Origin of the sequence: Chryseobacterium sp. MEBOG06, from assembly GCF_021869765.1 — a bacterium.
GTDB lineage: Bacteria > Bacteroidota > Bacteroidia > Flavobacteriales > Weeksellaceae > Chryseobacterium.
Genome location: NZ_CP084580.1, coordinates 5,023,920 through 5,045,429, shown reverse-complemented (window position 1 = coordinate 5,045,429; position 21,510 = coordinate 5,023,920). Strand labels below are relative to the sequence as shown.

General features: G+C 39.2%; 9 protein-coding genes, 4 tRNA genes and 4 rRNA genes. 12 read left to right on the top strand and 5 right to left on the bottom strand.

Features of this window, described 5'->3' with window-relative positions; all coding sequences use genetic code 11:
* Positions 1–21 precede the first annotated feature (21 nt).
* From LF887_RS22980 to LF887_RS22965, 4 genes are all read right to left on the bottom strand, one after another.
* The gene (locus tag LF887_RS22980) at positions 22–2,205 is read right to left on the bottom strand and encodes a TonB-dependent siderophore receptor (RefSeq protein WP_236856560.1); all 2,184 of its coding nucleotides are present in this window, start codon (positions 2,203–2,205) and stop codon (positions 22–24) included.
* A 151-nt stretch (positions 2,206–2,356) separates the two neighbouring features.
* Positions 2,357–5,431 (bottom strand): preprotein translocase subunit SecA, encoded by a 3,075-nt coding sequence (gene secA / locus LF887_RS22975; protein WP_236856559.1) that lies wholly within the window; start codon positions 5,429–5,431, stop codon positions 2,357–2,359.
* Positions 5,432–5,555: 124 nt separating this feature from the next.
* Positions 5,556–5,777 (bottom strand): DUF2795 domain-containing protein, encoded by a 222-nt coding sequence (locus tag LF887_RS22970; RefSeq protein WP_002662059.1) that lies wholly within the window; start codon positions 5,775–5,777, stop codon positions 5,556–5,558.
* Between the two features lie 136 nt (positions 5,778–5,913).
* A complete protein-coding gene (locus LF887_RS22965) occupies positions 5,914–6,942 on the bottom strand; it encodes a GDP-mannose 4,6-dehydratase (protein WP_236856558.1) in 1,029 nt (342 codons plus the stop codon).
* 90 nt (positions 6,943–7,032) lie between these two features.
* Between LF887_RS22965 and LF887_RS22960 the strand changes: the two genes are divergently transcribed.
* Positions 7,033–7,830: a DUF2797 domain-containing protein gene (locus LF887_RS22960; protein WP_236856557.1), complete on the top strand. Its 798-nt coding sequence runs from the start codon at positions 7,033–7,035 to the stop codon at positions 7,828–7,830.
* Positions 7,831–7,867: 37 nt separating this feature from the next.
* Positions 7,868–10,522, top strand: a complete 2,655-nt coding sequence (locus LF887_RS22955; RefSeq protein ID WP_236856556.1) for a hypothetical protein — start codon at positions 7,868–7,870, stop codon at positions 10,520–10,522.
* Between the two features lie 113 nt (positions 10,523–10,635).
* On the opposite strand, the gene LF887_RS22950 is transcribed toward LF887_RS22955, so the two are convergent.
* The gene (locus tag LF887_RS22950; protein ID WP_236856555.1) at positions 10,636–10,986 is read right to left on the bottom strand and encodes a hypothetical protein; all 351 of its coding nucleotides are present in this window, start codon (positions 10,984–10,986) and stop codon (positions 10,636–10,638) included.
* A 174-nt stretch (positions 10,987–11,160) separates the two neighbouring features.
* Here LF887_RS22950 and LF887_RS22945 point away from each other — a divergent pair, with 174 nt between their 5' ends.
* From LF887_RS22945 to LF887_RS22900, 10 genes are all read left to right on the top strand, one after another.
* Entirely contained in the window at positions 11,161–11,355 is a 195-nt protein-coding gene (locus LF887_RS22945; RefSeq protein ID WP_047379954.1) for a hypothetical protein, read from the top strand.
* Between the two features lie 120 nt (positions 11,356–11,475).
* Positions 11,476–12,522 carry a PA0069 family radical SAM protein gene (locus tag LF887_RS22940; RefSeq protein WP_236856554.1) on the top strand — a complete coding sequence of 349 codons (1,047 nt, stop codon included), beginning with the start codon at positions 11,476–11,478 and terminating at the stop codon, positions 12,520–12,522.
* A gap of 752 nt (positions 12,523–13,274) precedes the next feature.
* A 16S ribosomal RNA gene (locus LF887_RS22935) occupies positions 13,275–14,791 on the top strand.
* A 204-nt stretch (positions 14,792–14,995) separates the two neighbouring features.
* Positions 14,996–15,069 (top strand) — tRNA-Ile (locus tag LF887_RS22930).
* Positions 15,070–15,156: 87 nt separating this feature from the next.
* Positions 15,157–15,230, top strand: a tRNA-Ala gene (locus LF887_RS22925).
* 203 nt (positions 15,231–15,433) lie between these two features.
* A 23S ribosomal RNA gene (locus tag LF887_RS22920) occupies positions 15,434–18,189 on the top strand.
* Positions 18,190–18,330: 141 nt separating this feature from the next.
* A 5S ribosomal RNA gene (gene rrf, locus LF887_RS22915) occupies positions 18,331–18,438 on the top strand.
* A 1,051-nt stretch (positions 18,439–19,489) separates the two neighbouring features.
* Positions 19,490–21,006: ribosomal RNA gene (locus LF887_RS22910) — 16S ribosomal RNA — on the top strand.
* Together the 16S, 23S and 5S rRNA genes with 4 tRNA genes alongside form the textbook arrangement of a ribosomal RNA operon.
* A 204-nt stretch (positions 21,007–21,210) precedes the next feature.
* Positions 21,211–21,284, top strand: a tRNA-Ile gene (locus LF887_RS22905).
* Positions 21,285–21,371: 87 nt separating this feature from the next.
* Positions 21,372–21,445 (top strand) — tRNA-Ala (locus tag LF887_RS22900).
* Positions 21,446–21,510 lie beyond the last annotated feature (65 nt).

The following is a 21,510-nucleotide window of genomic DNA, read 5'->3' as shown; positions in this document are numbered from 1 at the left end:
GTTTTGATTTATTTTTTATGCTTAAAACTTATAGGTAAGAGTACCTACTGCATTGATAAGCCTTTGAGGATTTGCAGTGGTGTATCCTATCCAGTAATGCTGATTGGTAAAGTTGTCCACTTTTACCCCAATTCTGAATTTTTTAGCATCATAATATGCGCTGGCATTCAGAACGACATAGGATGGTAAAGAGAAAACACCGTCTGCAGAGTTATAGATTTTATTTTCGCTGGCATAATTTCCACCAACTCCAAAACCTAATCCTTTAAGATTTCCGTCCAGAAACTGATAGCTTGCATATAAATTTGCTAAATAAGGAGATCCCGAAGTATTAGGTCTTCTATCCAGCACAGCCTGGTCAGCTTTGGTATATTTTGAGTCGTTATAACTGAATCCGGCAATTACTGTAAATCCTTTTACCAGATAAGCATTTAATTCAAGTTCAACACCTTTGCTTACAATAGTACCGTCCTGTATTTGTGCACGAGGGTTATCAGAAGGCGTACTTCTTAGAACATCTTTTACCTGAATATTATAATAACTTAAGGTAGAGGATAATTTTCCGTTAAACAGGCTTGTTTTGATCCCTCCTTCCACTTGATTAGCCTGCTCAGGAACCGGAGTTCTCGTAGTTCCTGATGCATCCACATAATAATCAAGGTTTTTGAAACTGTTCTGGTAATTTCCAAAAATGGAAAACTTGTCTTTTACCACTTCATACACAATTCCTAATTTTGGAGAGAAAAACGTCTGATTCAGTTTTTTTCTTTCTTCAGAATCTGAAGCACCAGTAATTCCTGGTTTGTTTGTGAAATTATCCACTCTTAATGCCATTAGTACATTAAGATTATTAGTGATATTTAGTACATTGGAAATATAAACTGCATAGTTTTCCTGAATCCCTTTTATAAGATAAGGACTTTCATTTCCTGCCATGGCGTTATATTTTTCCTGAAGAGCCGTGCCATTGAAATTGGTATAATCAAAACCAGCTTGATGCAAAGGAACAGGAATAGAATTTCCACTTGCATCTCTGTCAAAACCATTCACATCATAGAAATTCTGATTATTATTTACCCTTAAATAATCAAACCCTACAACAACTCTGTTTCTTAGGTTTCCAATGTGAAAATCTCCATTGAAGTTTTGTTGAAAATTGAGAGATTTTTTTCTGCTGTCTCGTGTAGATTGATCACTTCTATACATGCTGCTGGCATCATCGCCCATAAAATATAAATAGGGCATAAATCCGTTAGAATAACTGGACGATGTACTAAAATTAGTAGAGGAAGTAATAGAATTTGAAATCTTATAGTTGACCTGGCCAAAGAAGTTGATGCTTCTTCCGGTATTGGTAAGGTCTTTTCCTAAATAGGAGTCTTTATAATCTAAATTTAGATCTTTGATATTGTTAACCTTTTGCAGGTAATTCCCTGAATAAAAGAAAAAGGTCTGATCACTCATGTTCTTCATTTGAAACAACTCCATATCAAGGTTGATGCTTAATCTGTCAGTTGGTTTATAGCTTAAACTTGGAGCAATAGCTAAGTTTCGTCTGAATCCTTCTGTCTGGAAAGTGCCTTCGTTTGTATAGGCAGAATTCAGGCGGAATAACAGTTTTTTATCCTGTGTAAGAGGGGTGTTGATATCTACTGCTGCTCTGTAGGTGTCATAGCTCCCTCCAGATAAGCTTACATTTCCTCCGAAGGTTTCATAAGGCTTTTTGGTTACCCTGTTGATGACTCCTCCATAGCTTGAAAGCAAACTCCCGAATAATGTTCCTGATGGCCCTTTAAGAACTTCTATTTTTTCAAGATTAATGGCATCTATAGTTCCTGTTACAGCTCCTAAAACTCCATTCCTTAAAGAGTTGGCAGATACAAAACCTCTTAAACTTACATAAGCTCCGCCGTCACCGGCTCTTCCATTAGAAGTCCACATGGTCTGCAGACCGGGAATATTTTTGAAAGCATCATCCGCAGTATAAATTCCTTGATTTTCTAAAATGGTCTTGTCAATACTTGAATAAACTTGTGGATTTTCAATAGCCTTTAGGGGCATTTTATTTGAATATTCACTGTCTTTTTTTATATAAGAGTTAATGATAATTACTTCATCAATGCCTTTAGTCTTGATTGAGTCTTTCTCTTGAGCAAAGGCCAAAATTGAGCCCAGCATAGAAGCACAGATCAGTACATTTTTCATGAAAGTCAAATTTTCTGCAAATATATTATTTTTAACTATTCTAAATAAATAATTAAATTGATATTTATCATAAAATTGTTATACACTGGATAACAAAAACCCGCTCCAGTCAATGCTGAAGCGGGTTTTGTATGATTATATTAAATTTTTCTTATGCCGGAATTTCTCCTTTGTATAAGAAAGAGATAATCTCTTTGTTCAATTTATCCATCATTTCACTGAATAAGTGGAAAGATTCCTGCTTGTAAATGACAAGTGGGTCTTTCTGTTCGTAAACAGCCCCCTGAGAAGATCTTCTCAAGTCATCCATTTCACGAAGGTGAAGTTTCCAGTTTTCATCGATGATTGATAAGGTGATATTTTTTTCAAAATCGTTCACCAGGCTTTCACACTTCGTATCGTAAGCTTCTTTTAAGTCAGCTACAATAGTCATTGTTTTGTGTCCGTCTGTGAAAGGAACCTGAATCATTTTGAACATTGAACCTTGATTTTGGTAAACATTCTCAATGATTGGGAATGATTTTTCTTTCAATAGGTTCAGCTTCATTTGATAATCTTCCTGTGCAGCTTTGAATAGAATATTCGTTAAGTCCTGAACCGTTTTATTTCCAAATTCACTTTCAGAAACCGGAGATTCCATTGTGAACGTCTTGATGATCTCGTATTCGAAATCTTTATAATTTCCAGTTGCCTTTCCTTTCGTAACGATAGAATTGGAAACATCGAAAATCATATTTGTAATATCATACTTCAGGTGATCTCCAAATAGAGCATTCTTTCTTCTCTTATAGATTACGTCACGCTGCTTGTTCATTACGTCATCATACTCAAGCAGTCTCTTTCTGGTTCCGAAGTTATTTTCTTCTACTTTTTTCTGAGCTCTCTCAATAGATTTACTGATCATAGAGTGCTGAATTACTTCACCATCCTTGTGACCCATTCTGTCCATCATTTTAGCAATTCTTTCAGAACCGAACAAACGCATCAGGTTATCTTCAAGAGACACATAGAACTGAGAACTTCCCGGATCTCCCTGACGTCCCGCTCTACCTCTTAGCTGTCTGTCAACACGTCTGGAATCGTGTCTTTCAGTACCGATAATTGCTAAACCTCCTGCTTCTTTTACTTCTTTAGAAAGCTTAATATCCGTACCACGACCTGCCATGTTGGTTGCAATGGTTACAACTCCCGGCTGTCCTGCTCCTGCAACAATTTCAGCTTCCTTCTTGTGAAGTTTTGCGTTCAATACCTGGTGCGGGATTTTTCTTAATTGAAGTGCTTTTGAAAGCAATTGAGAGATTTCAACTGACGTAGTACCTACAAGTACCGGTCTTTTTTGTGCTGTTAATCTTTCGATCTCTTCAATTACAGCATTGTATTTTTCTCTATTGGTTTTGAAAACCAAATCTTGTTTGTCATTTCTTAAGATAGGACGGTTGGTTGGAATTACCACAACATCTAATTTGTAGATTTCCCAAAGTTCCCCAGCCTCTGTTTCTGCAGTACCGGTCATCCCCGCAAGCTTGTTGTACATACGGAAATAGTTCTGAAGCGTAACTGTTGCAAAAGTTTGAGTTGCTGCCTCAATTTTTACATTCTCTTTTGCTTCGATCGCCTGATGAAGACCGTCAGAATAACGACGTCCCTCCATGATACGTCCCGTCTGCTCATCAACAATTTTTACTTCACCATCAATCACCACATATTCATCGTCTTTTTCAAATAATGTATATGCTTTCAATAGCTGGCTCATTGTGTGAACACGCTCAGATTTTTCAGCAAAGTCAGAGAAAAGTCTTTCTTTAGCTTCAAATTCTTCTTCCTTAGATAAATTTTTAGCTTCTACTTCAGCAATTTCAGTTCCGATATCAGGAAGTACAAAGAAGTTCGCATCAGAGTTACCCTGAGACATATATTCAACACCTTTGTCTGTAAGATCTACCTGATTGTTTTTTTCTTCGATTACAAAGTAAAGATCTTTATCTACAATCGGCATATCACGGTTGTTATCCTGCATATACTGGGCTTCAGTTTTCTGAAGCAATGCACGGTTTCCGCTTTCCGATAGGAATTTGATTAATTGTCTGTTTTTTGGAAGACCTCTGTAAGCCTGAAGTAATTTAAACCCTCCTTCTTTGTTATTTCCGGCAGCGATTAATTTCTTGGCTTCATTGAAAATAGCAGAAACAGTTTTCTTCTGTACTTCAACAATTCTGTCAATAGAAGGTTTAAGAACATCAAATTCCTGTCTGTCACCCTGAGGAACCGGACCTGAAATAATTAATGGAGTTCTTGCATCATCTACCAATACGGAGTCAACTTCATCCACGATAGCAAAGTTCAATTCTCTTTGTACCAATTCTGAAGGTGAAGTTACCATGTTATCTCTCAGATAATCGAAACCGAATTCATTATTCGTTCCATAGGTAATATCTGAGTTATATGCTTTTCTTCTTCCATCTGAGTTCGGCTGGTGGTTATCAATACAATCGATAGACATACCGTGGAACTGATAAAGAGGTCCCATCCATGCGGAGTCTCTTTTAGCAAGGTAGTCGTTTACCGTTACAACGTGTACTCCTCTTTCCGGAAGTGAATTTAAATAAATAGGTAATGTTCCCACTAAGGTTTTACCTTCACCGGTTGCCATTTCGGCAATTTTACCACTGTGAAGAATAATACCTCCGATAAACTGAACATCATAATGGACCATATCCCAAACTACAGGAGTTCCGGCAGCATCCCATGAGTTTTTCCAAACAGCTGTGTCTCCCTGAATTTCAACGAAATCTTTCCCCATAGCAGCCAGTTCTCTATCCCAGTCACTTGCTGTTACACGGATTTCACCATTCTGAGCCCATCTTCTTGCCGTTTCTTTTATCAATGCAAAAGCTTCGGGAAGAACCTGAATCAGAACTTTCTCTTCAATTTCGTACGACTCTTTCTTTAAAGACTCAATTTTTGAAAAAAGAGCTTCTTTTTCGTCAACATTGGTTGAGTTTTTTATCTGCTCTTTTATCTGTTCTATTTGAGCTGTGATATTGCTTGTTGCAGATTTTATATTCTCTTTAAACTCAGCAGTTTTTTGTCTCAAACCATCATCCGACAATTGTTGGATGTTGGGTTCTACAGCTTTGATTTTTGTTACAACTTTTTTTACTTCTTTTAGGTCCTGCGCTTTTTTGTCTCCCAAAAACCCTTTAAGAACTTTGTTTAAAAAACTCATAAATTTTTTGCTTTATGCTTAATGCAAGATGCTTTAAGCGTTTTAAATGACACGCTTATCGTGTAAATTAATATATAAAAGTGCAAAAAAGCTCTAAGCACACAGCCTAAAGCTTATCGCTTTATTAATATTCGTCCTCGTTCCAAAGGAAGTCCTCATCGGTAGGATAGTCACTCCATACTTCCTCAATAGATTCATAAATTTCTCCTTCATCTTCGATTGCCTGAAGGTTTTCAACTACTTCCATAGGTGCACCAGTTCGGATTGCGTAGTCAATAAGTTCTGCTTTTGTCATTGGCCAAGGTGCGTCACTTAGATATGAAGCTAATTCTAATGTCCAGTACATAATTTTCTAATTTTTTGCAAAAGTATAAAAATAGGTTGTATAATAAACTTTTTTATACTTGATTTTCAATTCTTTTTATAATCTTTTCTTATAAATGACTTTCATCAACTGCATGACAGCTATGTCAGTAATTTACTTATTGTCGTTTTCTCAAAAACCATTCCACAAATTTTTTTATGCCATTTTGGAAGTCTGTGTGGGGCTGATACCCTATTAAAACCTTTGCTTTTGTAATATCTGCATTGGTTTTTGTGACATCTCCCGGCTGCATTGGCAGAATTTTTTTTGTGGCAGTTTTTTTCAGGGCCTCTTCAATGGCCGATACCATTTCACATAAAGTGATCACCTGGTTTTCACCCAGATTAAGAATCTCGTACACCCCGGAATTATTTTCCAGATACACTATAGATTTCGTAATTCCATCAATAATGTCATCTATATAAGTATAATCTCTGGCAGTATTTCCGTCACCATAGAAAGGAATCTCCCGGCCTTCTGAAATAAGCCTCGTAAATTTATGGATCGCAAGATCTGGTCTCTGCCTTGGACCATACACGGTAAAGAACCGAAGTTGGATCATATCTATATCATAAAGCTTATGATAAACGTGACCCAGTATCTCTCCGCTTTTTTTAGTGGCCGCATAAGGTGAAATAGGATTGTCTACATTATCTGTTTCTACAAAAGGGGTATTTTCGTTATTTCCATAAACACTTGAAGAAGAAGCGCAAATAAATTTTTTGATATTAAAATCTTTACAAAGTTCCCAAAGGTTCATCGTACCTCTTACATTAACTTCTTCATATTCTAAAGGCCTTTCAATAGAAGGACGAACGCCGGCCAGTGCTGCCAGATGAATAACCATATCTATAGTATGGCTTTTAAATATATTTTCTAATCCTTTTTTATCTCGGATATCCTGATAATGAAGGGAATATTGATCGGAGTGGGAGAGGGAAATTAAATGTTGGATATCAGTCTCTTTATCAGAGAATTCAAAATCCGAAATTTTGCCAATTGACTCTAAAGTATTTTTAATTTTTACCTGATAGCCGTAAAAATTATCAAAATTGTCAATGTTTATGACAGAATGTCCATTTCTTAATAATTGTTCAATTAAATGAGAACCAATGAACCCACTGCCTCCTGTTACAAGGTAAGTCATCTGTGATTTTTTATTAGTGCAAAAATATAAATTTTACGTTTTGAAAATATAATCATTAAATTTACTTAAAAAAGTAATATAAATTATAATATGCAGTTTCAAGGGCAAATTTTAAAAATGACAAGCTACGATGCTAAGCCAATTCAATATTATCTCAATCTGTCGGGTGACCTTATCCATATGAACGAGCTGATAGGGAAGGAGCTAAGTATAAAACATACGGGTTTCCAATGTGTAAACTGTGGCGAAAATAAGCCAATCTACAGAATGGGATTTTGTAAAAATTGTTTTTTTGAAAGTCCTTATGCCAGTGATACCATTATCCGTCCGGAGCTTTCTACAGCACATTTAGGAGTAGCAGAACGCGATTTGGAGATTGAAAAACAAATCCAGCTCCAGCCTCATACCGTTTATCTGGCTTATACAGGAGACGTTAAAGTGGGAGTGACCAGAAATACACAGATTCCTACAAGATGGATTGATCAGGGTGCGACTTTTGCATTGCCTATTGCAAGAACAGAAAACCGTTATGAAGCAGGAATGATAGAAGTTGCCTTAAAAGAACATTTAGCAGATAAAACCAACTGGAGAAAGATGTTACAGGATGATTTCGAAGGAGAAATTGATCTTGCAGATTTCAGACAGAAAATAAAAGAATACTTCCCTGGAGATTTTCAGAAATTCTATAGTGAAGGAGAAGAATTGTGGAAGTTTGATTACCCTTTTCAAAAACCGGAAAAAGTAACTTCATTTACCTTAGACAAAAAACCTGAATTTACAGGAAAATTAGTTGGGATAAAAGGACAGTATCTCGGATTTGAAGGCGGAAACTTTATTAATATAAGAGGACACGAAGGATATTTAGTCGAACTGGAGACAAAAAATTAGTATCACCTTGATCAGGTGGCAAACCAAATCACATAATATGAAAAAATGGGCTAAAAGACTATTGATAAGTTTTGGAATCTTAGCGGGAATTCTTCTCACTTTGAATTTTGGACTGAATATATGGCTTAAAACCCAGCTTCCTGAATATATCAAGAATAATACAGATTATAAAGTATCCTATAAAACGCTTGATGTAGACCTCACAACAGGAAATATCTTATCCGCAGGGATATCTATTAATAGTAAAGACCCTAAAAATATTGATGTCGTTGGACTGCAGGGAACTATTGATACCCTAAAAATCAGCCGTATTGGTATTTATGATGCTGTTTTTAATAAAAGAATAAGCTCTTCTGATCTTTTGCTGGCAAAACCTAACTTAAACATTATCCTTCCAAGACCCGCAGATCATAAGACCGGAAAGAAAAAAAGCCCATTTTTATTTGAAAATATAAGAATTAGTGATGGGAAGATTGCTCTTTTCAGGCATACAAAACAAAAATTTCTGTCGGTACAGCAGCTAGATCTCTTTGTAGAAAATCTGCAGATGACAGAAGAATCTGTAGAGAATAAACTACCGGTCATTTTTGACAGTTATAGTATTAAAGGGAAAAGCTTCTTCTTTAGACCGAACGGCATTTATGCGGTTACAATCAGTACCATCACCACAGAAGACGGGCAGATGTCTGTGGATAATTTTAAACTGATTCCGCTTTTGTCTTTTGCCCAATTCAAAAAGTTTTACCCTCAAAAAACGCAGTTGTTTCAATTCACAATTCCTAAAATGGATTTCAAAGATGTGATATTGAATAAAAATAAAATTTCACTTACCAATGCCGAATTTAAAAACCCTGTTTTTACATTATACAAAACGGATGTCAAAATTAAAAATTCTGGCAAAAAATCAGATTTTGAAGTTGATCTAAAAAATATTAAGCTTAATAATGCGGTTGTTCAAATCAATAAACAGGACGGAAGCAAACTTTTATCCGCGGGAAATCTTAATTTGAATATCAATCAGCTGATATTTAATAAAGAAACCTCAGAAAAAATAGTTCCCATTGAATATAAGGACTTTACATTTTCCGGAAAGAATATAGAATATGCGGGACGCCAGAATATATCTGTGGGAAGCATTGCTCTAAAGCCGACAAATGGAGAAATTCGTGATATTATGCTGACTCCGGGCTCTTCCGGAGAAGAAAAAAGATCAATAGGTCTTAGAACCGGTCATATTGCATTTAATATTAATAAATTAGAGTTTATTGATAAAAAACTCAATCTGGATATTAAAGACGTTCTCGTGGAAAATGTAAACGGAACAATCAAAGCAGGGCCGGAAAAGCAGAATAAAAAGCCTCAGGCAGGATTTATAAACTCTTTGATCATCAGGAAACTTTCATTGAAAAATTCAAATATTACTTACGATAAAGAAAAGGAGCCCCTTGCTTTTCATGATCTGAATGCTACATTTAATCAAATTGAAGCTACTCCAAAACCTAATAATCAAGGGATTTCCTTCAAAATCAAAGACTATTTTCTGACAACACGCAACTTTGCTTACAAAACACAGTTTTATAATATGAGTGTTGGACTTTTAAAGTTGAATAAAAATAAAGTTCAGATCAATAATTTTACGATGAAGCCTACCGTTTCGAGAGCAGAATTTATCAAAATGATACCTGTAGAAAGGGATCTCTATGATTTGAAGGCTGGAGAAATCACTGCGGAAGGAAATTGGGATCTGTTTTCTCACCATAAATTTATTAATGCTTCAAATGTCACGATACAATCTGCAGATGCCAATATTTTCAGAAGTAAAATTCCAAAAGATGACCCTAAAATAAAGCCGCTTTATTCAAAAATGCTTCGTTCCGTCAAAGTTCCAATGACGGTTCACAATCTGGATCTTAAAAATTCAGTTTTAGTATATGAAGAAGATACTCCTGAAAGTATGGGACCCGGCAAACTGACGTTCAGTAAATTTAATATGAATGTCAAAAACCTTAATTCTGCCAAAACAAAAGGAAAGCCTACAAAGGTTGATATTAGAATCAATTGCTCATTTATGAACCTGTCGCCTCTTGCTGTAAACTGGAGCTTTGATGTTGCAGATCATAATGATAACTTTGCCATTTCGGGGAAGACGTCCAATCTCCCTGCTGGCGGCATTAACCCTTTTATCAGGCCCTATCTTCACGTGACAGCCACTTCTGGGACCATCCAGGAAATGCTTTTTAATTTTAAAGGAAATCCGGCAGGATTACATGGAACATTCAATCTCAAACATAAAGATTTGAAAATTGCAGTTTTAAATAAACATAACCATGAAAAGAAAGGACTGTTAACCGCTGTAGTCAATGTTTTTATAAAATCAAATTCGGGGAATTTTCCTGAGGCAGTTGATGTAGAAAATGTAGAACGTGATCCCACTAAATCATTCTTTAACCTTTTCTGGAAAGGAATAGAACAAGGGTTAAAGAAAACGCTTATTGGAATAAATGTTGAAAAAACAGAGAAGAAAGTAAAAAATGTGGTCTCTTCTGTAAAAGAAATGAAACAGTCTGTCAAAGAAATCAAACAGGAAATTAAAAATAAAAAAGCCGACTCAAAACCTGGAGAAGAGAAAAAAGAAAAGAAAGGATTTTTGAATAATATCTTTAAACATAAAGAAACCCCACAAAATGAATAATCTTTTAAACCATTAAGAAGTGATGAAATGAATAATCTTAGCCAGCGTAGGCAAGATTTTATTTTATTAAAACAAGCCCAATGGTTTAAAAAATTAACATAGCTGTTGATGGTTTAAAATTTGAATTCATCACTTTCCAAAACCTGAATTTTTCTTAAAAATTCATCGAATTGCTCTCCCGGATAATTGCTGTCAGCTCCATAAGAATCTATAATCATCCCACGATTTCCCTCATTGTCCTTTACAACGTACAGAACAGCGTTGTCATCGGGATTACTATCTCCTTCAAAGCGATAAGTCTTCAATATTGTCAATTCAGAAGGCTGATAAATTTTCTCAGAATTTTCAAACTTCATTTCACAGTCTTTGTTCATTCTGAACTCCCTGTGTATTCCTCTCTCAGAAAGCGTTTTCATTACTTGGCTTAAAGTGGTCATTTGGTCAAAGTTTCCGGGATTTTCCATAATACTATTTTTAGTGATGAGTACAATAATTAAACCATTGCTTTTGTAAACCTAAGAAAAATAATGAATTGTAACTTTCTTAAAAATAAAGTTTAATGTTAACAAAATTTATAATTCAGGAATCGAAAATAGGTACACTTTTTGCAATACCTACAACAATAAATCAAAGAAAATATGAAAAAAGAAGTTGGAGTTTTACTGGCAGGAGGAGTAGGTCTTTTGGCGGTATTAAGTTTAATAAGTATTAAAAAAATTTTGACTAAAAAAGACAAAAAATATAGTGATTCCTATTCGGATTATCACAGACACTTTGATGAAAAAAACCAGGAAGATGAAACTCATGGAGTTGAATTCTATGCGCTGAAGTAGTAAAAAAATATATTAATTATGTTTAATCCAACACTTTTTAAGTGTTGGATTTTTTTTTGGAAAAACTTTAATGTTAAAACTCATTATTTTATAAAAATTCCATTATAATTTTACAGCAGAATGCAAAACAAAAATTTCATAAAAGGTCAGGGAGCTCAGCGGAACGTTACCAATCGTTTCGAAAGATATACCTATGAGCCTGACGATGAAGATTTCGAAACAGTGAAGACTTCATTTACTGAAGTTTTTCCAAAAACAATTGTCAATCAGGTTAAAAGCGAAGATCTCCCGATGGAATATTCTATGAACCCCTATCAGGGATGCGAACATGGATGTTCTTATTGCTTTGCAAGACCCACCCATGAATATTGGGGATATAGTGCAGGAATTGATTTTGAAAGGAAGATCATGATAAAAAAGAATGCTCCGGAACTTTTAGAGAAATTTTTTCAAAAACGTGGATATCAGGCTGCTCCAATTTTGCTGTCAGGAAATACAGACTGTTATCAGCCTGCAGAACGAAAATTTGAAATTACCCGAAAATTGCTTCAGATGTGTCTTGATTATAGACATCCCGTGAATGTGCTGACAAAAAATGCTTTGGTATTAAGAGATCTTGATATTTTGAAGCCAATGGCAGAACAAAATTTAGTTTCAGTTTCATTAAGTATTCCTACCATTAATGAAGAACTTAGGATAAAGATGGAACCCAGAACAAGTTCGGCAAAGAATAAGTTAAAAGCTATAGAAATACTATCTGAAAATAAAATACCTGTTCATGTCATGGTTGCTCCTGTAATTCCCGGGCTAAATAGTAATGAACCTTTGAATATATTAAAATCAGTCTCAGATGCCGGTGCTTTAGGGTTTGGATATACTCTCATTCGGTTGAATGATACTGTGGAGCCGGTTTTTGTAAATTGGATTGAAGCGCATTTTCCAGACAGAGCACAGAAAGTTCTGAACCTGATCCGTTCCATGAGGGGTGGGAAGCTCGGAGATAAAAGATATTTTGAAAGACAAAGAGGAGAAGGGAATATTGCTGAAATGATTCATACTACTTTTAAAATAGGGAGAAAGAAGTTTTTTAGCGAAAAAGAATTTCCTAAGCTTTCTATTGCAAACTTTACAGGAAGCCGTGACCAGCAGCTAAGACTGTTTGATTAAATCATCTTTTCTGAAATGTAATCTATAGTATAAGGAACAATATTTGTGAAACCTATAACCATTCAATAGGTTGGGTTTTAGGACGACATCATAATACTTTCTGACTCCTTTCGGACCTTTCTAAAATCTAAATGCATATCAAAAATTTGTTTTACTATATATAATAACGTGTACCCTTTATTGCTAATTTTCCAGCTTTACCCATTGCTTTTTCATTTATTAAACTTTTGTTTAAAATTTTTCTCCCTGCCTTCCAGTCGTTTAAGGTTTAATATTACGCGAAAGTAAACTTTATGTTAAATAAGTTTGCTGTGTAAGGTATAAGTTTCTATCTTTGCCCCACTGAAAAACGAAAGGGATTCGGTAAGCGCAGAAGGGCTTTTAGATAAGCAGAGACAGTATACTTTAAATAGAGAAGATCTGGAAATAAACTTTAAAATTTTAGATAATAAAATTTGTGAGTTAAAAAGAAGTTCTTATCTTTGCAGTCCCAAATAGGGGAGCGCAGGAGTATCGTGATTGAGGTTAAGGAAGGGAGTTAAGGTTACTTAAAAAACTTTAAATTTTTCTTTCAAAACATTTGGTCATAACGAAATAAAGTTTTACTTTTGCACTCGCAAATATGGAGCGCCACTGACAGAATAGAGTGCTTCATTAAAAAGCGGAAGATATAAAGATCATTGACATACAATATAACAACCAAGTAAGGAAAAAACTAAAGCGTCAAAACTTTGAGTGAGTCAGACAAACATACAATGGAGAGTTTGATCCTGGCTCAGGATGAACGCTAGCGGGAGGCCTAACACATGCAAGCCGAGCGGTATTGTTTCTTCGGAAACGAGAGAGCGGCGTACGGGTGCGGAACACGTGTGCAACCTGCCTTTATCTGGGGGATAGCCTTTCGAAAGGAAGATTAATACCCCATAATATAAGAGACGGCATCGTTTTTTATTGAAAACTCCGGTGGATAGAGATGGGCACGCGCAAGATTAGATAGTTGGTGAGGTAACGGCTCACCAAGTCAACGATCTTTAGGGGGCCTGAGAGGGTGATCCCCCACACTGGTACTGAGACACGGACCAGACTCCTACGGGAGGCAGCAGTGAGGAATATTGGACAATGGGTGAGAGCCTGATCCAGCCATCCCGCGTGAAGGACGACTGCCCTATGGGTTGTAAACTTCTTTTGTATAGGGATAAACCTAGATACGTGTATCTAGCTGAAGGTACTATACGAATAAGCACCGGCTAACTCCGTGCCAGCAGCCGCGGTAATACGGAGGGTGCAAGCGTTATCCGGATTTATTGGGTTTAAAGGGTCCGTAGGCGGATCTGTAAGTCAGTGGTGAAATCTCACAGCTTAACTGTGAAACTGCCATTGATACTGCAGGTCTTGAGTGTTGTTGAAGTAGCTGGAATAAGTAGTGTAGCGGTGAAATGCATAGATATTACTTAGAACACCAATTGCGAAGGCAGGTTACTAAGCAACAACTGACGCTGATGGACGAAAGCGTGGGGAGCGAACAGGATTAGATACCCTGGTAGTCCACGCCGTAAACGATGCTAACTCGTTTTTGGATTTTCGGATTCAGAGACTAAGCGAAAGTGATAAGTTAGCCACCTGGGGAGTACGTTCGCAAGAATGAAACTCAAAGGAATTGACGGGGGCCCGCACAAGCGGTGGATTATGTGGTTTAATTCGATGATACGCGAGGAACCTTACCAAGGCTTAAATGGGAAATGACAGGTTTAGAAATAGACTTTTCTTCGGACATTTTTCAAGGTGCTGCATGGTTGTCGTCAGCTCGTGCCGTGAGGTGTTAGGTTAAGTCCTGCAACGAGCGCAACCCCTGTCACTAGTTGCCATCATTAAGTTGGGGACTCTAGTGAGACTGCCTACGCAAGTAGAGAGGAAGGTGGGGATGACGTCAAATCATCACGGCCCTTACGCCTTGGGCCACACACGTAATACAATGGCCAGTACAGAGGGCAGCTACACAGCGATGTGATGCAAATCTCGAAAGCTGGTCTCAGTTCGGATTGGAGTCTGCAACTCGACTCTATGAAGCTGGAATCGCTAGTAATCGCGCATCAGCCATGGCGCGGTGAATACGTTCCCGGGCCTTGTACACACCGCCCGTCAAGCCATGGAAGTCTGGGGTACCTGAAGTCGGTGACCGTAACAGGAGCTGCCTAGGGTAAAACAGGTAACTAGGGCTAAGTCGTAACAAGGTAGCCGTACCGGAAGGTGCGGCTGGAACATCTCATTTTAGAGCGTCTTTAGACGATAAACAAAATTAGTATCGCAAGATACATGCACTTACTTAAAGCGAAGCTTTAGTTTTTTATTTGGTTGCTATATATATAATAATACAAAACCCACTAGAAATTAGTATAGGGATTGAGAGAGACAAGGATGAAGATAAAAGAGTCAGTTAATCTGGTATCTGTTATCTGAATTTAGTCTGACAGACAGTCTCGTAGCTCAGCTGGTTAGAGCGCTACACTGATAATGTAGAGGTCGGCAGTTCGAGCCTGCCCGAGACTACTAATTAAAAAGACGGGAAGATGAAAGAGCCAGGAGGCAAGATGTAAATCTTGAATCCAGCATCTTTAATCTCTTAGTCTACTAGAGGGGGAATTAGCTCAGCTGGCTAGAGCGCCTGCCTTGCACGCAGGAGGTCAAGGGTTCGACTCCCTTATTCTCCACAGTTTTGGATGACTGATTTAAAAGTTACGAATGGAGCCAAAAACAACATTTGTTCATCAGTTTGAAGAGAAGACATTAAGATCATTGACATTAACGGTAAAGACATCACAAAGAGATAACCGAGCACTTTCGAGTGCCGAGTTTATAAAAATATCGATAAATTTAATTTATCAAAAAATACTGAACTAATATAATTATTAGGAAAGAAATCGTTAAGGGCGTATGGCGGATGCCTAGGCTTTCAGAGGCGACGAAGGACGTGGTAAGCTGCGAAAAGCTGCGGGGATTGGCACACACGAATTGATCCGCAGATGTCCGAATGGGGCAACCCGGCTGGTTGAAGACTAGTCACCTCGTAAGAGGAGCAAACCCGGAGAACTGAAACATCTAAGTACCCGGAGGAAAAGAAATCGAAGAGATTCCGTAAGTAGTGGCGAGCGAAAGCGGATTAGCCCAAAAGCTGATATATGTTTAATAGAATGTTCTGGAAAGAACAGCCGTAGCGGGTGATAGCCCCGTATATGAAAGGCATATTTGAGTGATAAATGAGTAGGGCGGGACACGTGAAATCCTGTCTGAATATGGGGGGACCATCCTCCAAGGCTAAATACTCCTGAAAGACCGATAGTGAACAAGTACTGTGAAGGAAAGGTGAAAAGCACTTCGAATAGAAGGGTGAAATAGAACCTGAAACCGTACGCCTACAAGCGGTCGGAGCACCTATATGGTGTGACGGCGTGCCTTTTGCATAATGAGCCTACGAGTTAATTTTACTAGCGAGGTTAAGGTATTAAGTACCGGAGCCGGAGCGAAAGCGAGTCTGAATAGGGCGTATAGTTAGTAGGATTAGACGCGAAACCTTGTGATCTACCCATGGGCAGGTTGAAGCTCTGGTAACACAGAGTGGAGGACCGAACCGGTTGACGTTGAAAAGTCTTCGGATGACCTGTGGGTAGGGGTGAAAGGCCAATCAAACTGGGAGATAGCTCGTACTCTCCGAAATGCATTTAGGTGCAGCGTCGATGTTAAGTTTATTAGAGGTAGAGCTACTGATTGGATGCGGGGGAGTCAAATCCTACCAATTCCTGACAAACTCCGAATGCTAATAAATGTTCGTCGGCAGTGAGGGCATGGGTGCTAAGGTCCATGTCCGAGAGGGAAAGAACCCAGACCAACAGCTAAGGTCCCCAAATATATGTTAAGTTGAAGCAACGCGGTTGGACTGCATTGACAGCTAGGATGTTGGCTTGGAAGCAGCCATTCATTTAAAGAGTGCGTAACAGCTCACTAGTCGAGCGGTCCGGCATGGATAATAATCGGGCATAAACATATTACCGAAGCTATGGATTTGTATTTATATACATCTGGTAGGAGAGCATTCTATTTGCGCCGAAGCAGTACTGTGAGGTATTGTGGAGCGGATAGAAAAGAAAATGTAGGCATAAGTAACGATAAAGCGGGCGAGAAACCCGCTCACCGAAAGACTAAGGTTTCCTCAGCCATGCTAATCAGCTGAGGGTTAGTCGGGACCTAACGCGAACCCGAAAGGGGTAGTGGATGGACAATGGGTTAATATTCCCATACTTGCTCACACTAAAAAGGGGACGGAGTGCCGTACTTACTGGAGACTGACGGAATAGTCAAGGCCTAGCCTTCGGGCGAAGCTGCTGTAGGGAAAGTGCTTCCAAGAAAAGCCGAAGTGAAGCAACCCGTACCAAAACCGACACAGGTAGTCGAGGAGAGAATCCTAAGGTGCTAGAGTGAATCATGGTTAAGGAACTAGGCAAAATAGTCTCGTAACTTCGGGAGAAGAGACGCCATCAGCAATGGTGGCCGCAGTAAAGAGGCCCAGGCGACTGTTTATCAAAAACACAGGACTCTGCAAAATCGAAAGATGCAGTATAGGGTCTGACACCTGCCCGGTGCTGGAAGGTTAAGGAAGGTGCTTAGCGTAAGCGAAGGCATTAACTGAAGCCCCAGTAAACGGCGGCCGTAACTATAACGGTCCTAAGGTAGCGAAATTCCTTGTCGGGTAAGTTCCGACCTGCACGAATGGTGTAACGATCTGGGCACTGTCTCAACCATGAGCTCTGTGAAATTGTAGTCTCGGTGAAGATGCCGAGTACCCGCAATGGGACGAAAAGACCCTGTGAACCTTTACTATAACTTCGTATTGACTTTGAGTAAGTAATGTGTAGGATAGGTGGGAGGCTTTGAAGCAGGCACGCTAGTGTTTGTGGAGCCAACGTTGAAATACCACCCTTTACTTACTTGGAGCCTAACTTCTGTATGGAAGGACATTGCGTGGTGGGTAGTTTGACTGGGGTGGTCGCCTCCAAAAGAGTAACGGAGGCTTTCAAAGGTACCCTCAGCACGCTTGGTAACCGTGCGTAGAGTGTAATGGCATAAGGGTGCTTGACTGTGAGACCTACAAGTCGATCAGGTGCGAAAGCAGGACATAGTGATCCGGTGGTTCCGTATGGAAGGGCCATCGCTCATAGGATAAAAGGTACTCCGGGGATAACAGGCTAGTCTCCCCCAAGAGCTCACATCGACGGGGAGGTTCGGCACCTCGATGTCGGCTCGTCACATCCTGGGGCTGGAGAAGGTCCCAAGGGTTGGGCTGTTCGCCCATTAAAGTGGCACGCGAGCTGGGTTCAGAACGTCGTGAGACAGTTCGGTCTCTATCTATTGCGGGCGTTAGATGTTTGAGAGGGCTTGATTCTAGTACGAGAGGACCGAATTGAACAAACCTCTGGTGTATCAGTTGTACCGCCAGGTGCACTGCTGAGTAGCTACGTTTGGAAGAGATAAGCACTGAAAGCATATAAGTGCGAAACTCGCCTCAAGATGAGACATCTTTTAAGGGTCGTTGGAGATGACGACGTTGATAGGCTATAGGTGTAAAGACAGTAATGTCATAGCCAAGTAGTACTAATTACCCGTAGATTTATAGCCTAATATGGCGCACGGAAGTGCAGCAAGGTTACCTCTTTGTGAAAGTTTTTATCGATAAACCAGGTAGCAGATGTTGGCTATTAGGAAGCAGGATAAGCCTGCAGCCTTTTACCTCTAACCTGCAACCTTATATACCTTCTTTAGGGTGGTTTTAGCGGTGGGGCTCACCTGTTCCCATTCCGAACACAGAAGTTAAGCCCACCAGCTCCGATGGTACTGCGAAAGCGGGAGAGTAGGTCGCCGCCAGTTTTTATTTTATTTTTAAAAATCCTTTATCATAACGATAAAGGATTTTTTTTGGTATCTATATGATCTAATCTAGTCTAATCTAATCTAGTCTAATCATAATCTATATCAACCGGGCTAAAGCCCGCTTCTATTGAATAAGGATAGTCTTTCTTATAACTCCTTCCTTATGATCACAACACATTTATATTTATTCTCAACTTTCAACTTTCCATTATCCATTTTCAACTCTCAATTTTTCATTCTCAGCTCTCCATTATTCATTGTAGATTCCTACGCAATAATAAAGACTGCAGATAGGCGCTAATGACTCCGGAACCCTCATTCTCTACCCTCAATCAATCATTCTCAACTTTCAACTCTCCATTTTCCACTATTCACTTTCCATTCTCCATTGTATTTACTCTAGAATACCCAAAGCATTTTTACCACTTATTTATAAACTTAAGCATTTACGATATAGATATGTAGGCCCTCACTTCCCTCTGTATAATTATCAACACTCATTGTGGATAACTCTAGGATTCTTTTAAAGCCCTTTGTGTAAGATCTTTATGGTTATATTTTTCCACAAAAAGGAATCTATTTAAACTTTATGTTAAATAAGTTTGCTGTGTAAGGTATAAGTTTCTATCTTTGCCCCACTGAAAAACGAAAGGGATTCGGTAAGCGCAGAAGGGCTTTTAGATAAGCATAAACAGTATACTTTAAATAGAGAAGATCTGGAAATAAACTTTAAAATTTTAGATAATAAAATTTGCGGGTTAAAAAGAAGTTCTTATCTTTGCAGTCCCAAATAGGGGAGCGCAGGAGTATCGTGATTGAGGTTAAGGAAGGGAGTTAAGGTTACTTAAAAAACTTTAAATTTTTCTTTCAAAACATTTGGTCATAACGAAATAAAGTTTTACTTTTGCACTCGCAAATATGGAGCGCCACTGACAGAATAGAGTGCTTCATTAAAAAGCGGAAGATATAAAGATCATTGACATACAATATAACAACCAAGTAAGGAAAAAACTAAAGCGTCAAAACTTTGAGTGAGTCAGACAAACATACAATGGAGAGTTTGATCCTGGCTCAGGATGAACGCTAGCGGGAGGCCTAACACATGCAAGCCGAGCGGTATTGTTTCTTCGGAAACGAGAGAGCGGCGTACGGGTGCGGAACACGTGTGCAACCTGCCTTTATCTGGGGGATAGCCTTTCGAAAGGAAGATTAATACCCCATAATATAAGAGACGGCATCGTTTTTTATTGAAAACTCCGGTGGATAGAGATGGGCACGCGCAAGATTAGATAGTTGGTGAGGTAACGGCTCACCAAGTCAACGATCTTTAGGGGGCCTGAGAGGGTGATCCCCCACACTGGTACTGAGACACGGACCAGACTCCTACGGGAGGCAGCAGTGAGGAATATTGGACAATGGGTGAGAGCCTGATCCAGCCATCCCGCGTGAAGGACGACTGCCCTATGGGTTGTAAACTTCTTTTGTATAGGGATAAACCTAGATACGTGTATCTAGCTGAAGGTACTATACGAATAAGCACCGGCTAACTCCGTGCCAGCAGCCGCGGTAATACGGAGGGTGCAAGCGTTATCCGGATTTATTGGGTTTAAAGGGTCCGTAGGCGGATCTGTAAGTCAGTGGTGAAATCTCACAGCTTAACTGTGAAACTGCCATTGATACTGCAGGTCTTGAGTGTTGTTGAAGTAGCTGGAATAAGTAGTGTAGCGGTGAAATGCATAGATATTACTTAGAACACCAATTGCGAAGGCAGGTTACTAAGCAACAACTGACGCTGATGGACGAAAGCGTGGGGAGCGAACAGGATTAGATACCCTGGTAGTCCACGCCGTAAACGATGCTAACTCGTTTTTGGATTTTCGGATTCAGAGACTAAGCGAAAGTGATAAGTTAGCCACCTGGGGAGTACGTTCGCAAGAATGAAACTCAAAGGAATTGACGGGGGCCCGCACAAGCGGTGGATTATGTGGTTTAATTCGATGATACGCGAGGAACCTTACCAAGGCTTAAATGGGAAATGACAGGTTTAGAAATAGACTTTTCTTCGGACATTTTTCAAGGTGCTGCATGGTTGTCGTCAGCTCGTGCCGTGAGGTGTTAGGTTAAGTCCTGCAACGAGCGCAACCCCTGTCACTAGTTGCCATCATTAAGTTGGGGACTCTAGTGAGACTGCCTACGCAAGTAGAGAGGAAGGTGGGGATGACGTCAAATCATCACGGCCCTTACGCCTTGGGCCACACACGTAATACAATGGCCAGTACAGAGGGCAGCTACACAGCGATGTGATGCAAATCTCGAAAGCTGGTCTCAGTTCGGATTGGAGTCTGCAACTCGACTCTATGAAGCTGGAATCGCTAGTAATCGCGCATCAGCCATGGCGCGGTGAATACGTTCCCGGGCCTTGTACACACCGCCCGTCAAGCCATGGAAGTCTGGGGTACCTGAAGTCGGTGACCGTAACAGGAGCTGCCTAGGGTAAAACAGGTAACTAGGGCTAAGTCGTAACAAGGTAGCCGTACCGGAAGGTGCGGCTGGAACATCTCATTTTAGAGCGTCTTTAGACGATAAACAAAATTAGTATCGCAAGATACATGCACTTACTTAAAGCGAAGCTTTAGTTTTTTATTTGGTTGCTATATATATAATAATACAAAACCCACTAGAAATTAGTATAGGGATTGAGAGAGACAAGGATGAAGATAAAAGAGTCAGTTAATCTGGTATCTGTTATCTGAATTTAGTCTGACAGACAGTCTCGTAGCTCAGCTGGTTAGAGCGCTACACTGATAATGTAGAGGTCGGCAGTTCGAGCCTGCCCGAGACTACTAATTAAAAAGACGGGAAGATGAAAGAGCCAGGAGGCAAGATGTAAATCTTGAATCCAGCATCTTTAATCTCTTAGTCTACTAGAGGGGGAATTAGCTCAGCTGGCTAGAGCGCCTGCCTTGCACGCAGGAGGTCAAGGGTTCGACTCCCTTATTCTCCACAGTTTTGGATGACTGATTTAAAAGTTACGAATGGAGCCAAAAACAACATTTGTTCATCAGTTTG

Coding starts and splice junctions, on each gene's coding strand:
- LF887_RS22980 (WP_236856560.1), bottom strand. CDS start 2,205: ATGAAAAATGTACTGATCTGTGCTTCTATGCTGGGCTCAATTTTGGCC.
- LF887_RS22965 (WP_236856558.1), bottom strand. CDS start 6,942: ATGACTTACCTTGTAACAGGAGGCAGTGGGTTCATTGGTTCTCATTTA.
- LF887_RS22940 (WP_236856554.1), top strand. CDS start 11,476: ATGCAAAACAAAAATTTCATAAAAGGTCAGGGAGCTCAGCGGAACGTT.
- LF887_RS22970 (WP_002662059.1), bottom strand. CDS start 5,777: ATGTACTGGACATTAGAATTAGCTTCATATCTAAGTGACGCACCTTGG.
- LF887_RS22950 (WP_236856555.1), bottom strand. CDS start 10,986: ATGGAAAATCCCGGAAACTTTGACCAAATGACCACTTTAAGCCAAGTA.
- secA (WP_236856559.1), bottom strand. CDS start 5,431: ATGAGTTTTTTAAACAAAGTTCTTAAAGGGTTTTTGGGAGACAAAAAA.
- LF887_RS22945 (WP_047379954.1), top strand. CDS start 11,161: ATGAAAAAAGAAGTTGGAGTTTTACTGGCAGGAGGAGTAGGTCTTTTG.
- LF887_RS22960 (WP_236856557.1), top strand. CDS start 7,033: ATGCAGTTTCAAGGGCAAATTTTAAAAATGACAAGCTACGATGCTAAG.
- LF887_RS22955 (WP_236856556.1), top strand. CDS start 7,868: ATGAAAAAATGGGCTAAAAGACTATTGATAAGTTTTGGAATCTTAGCG.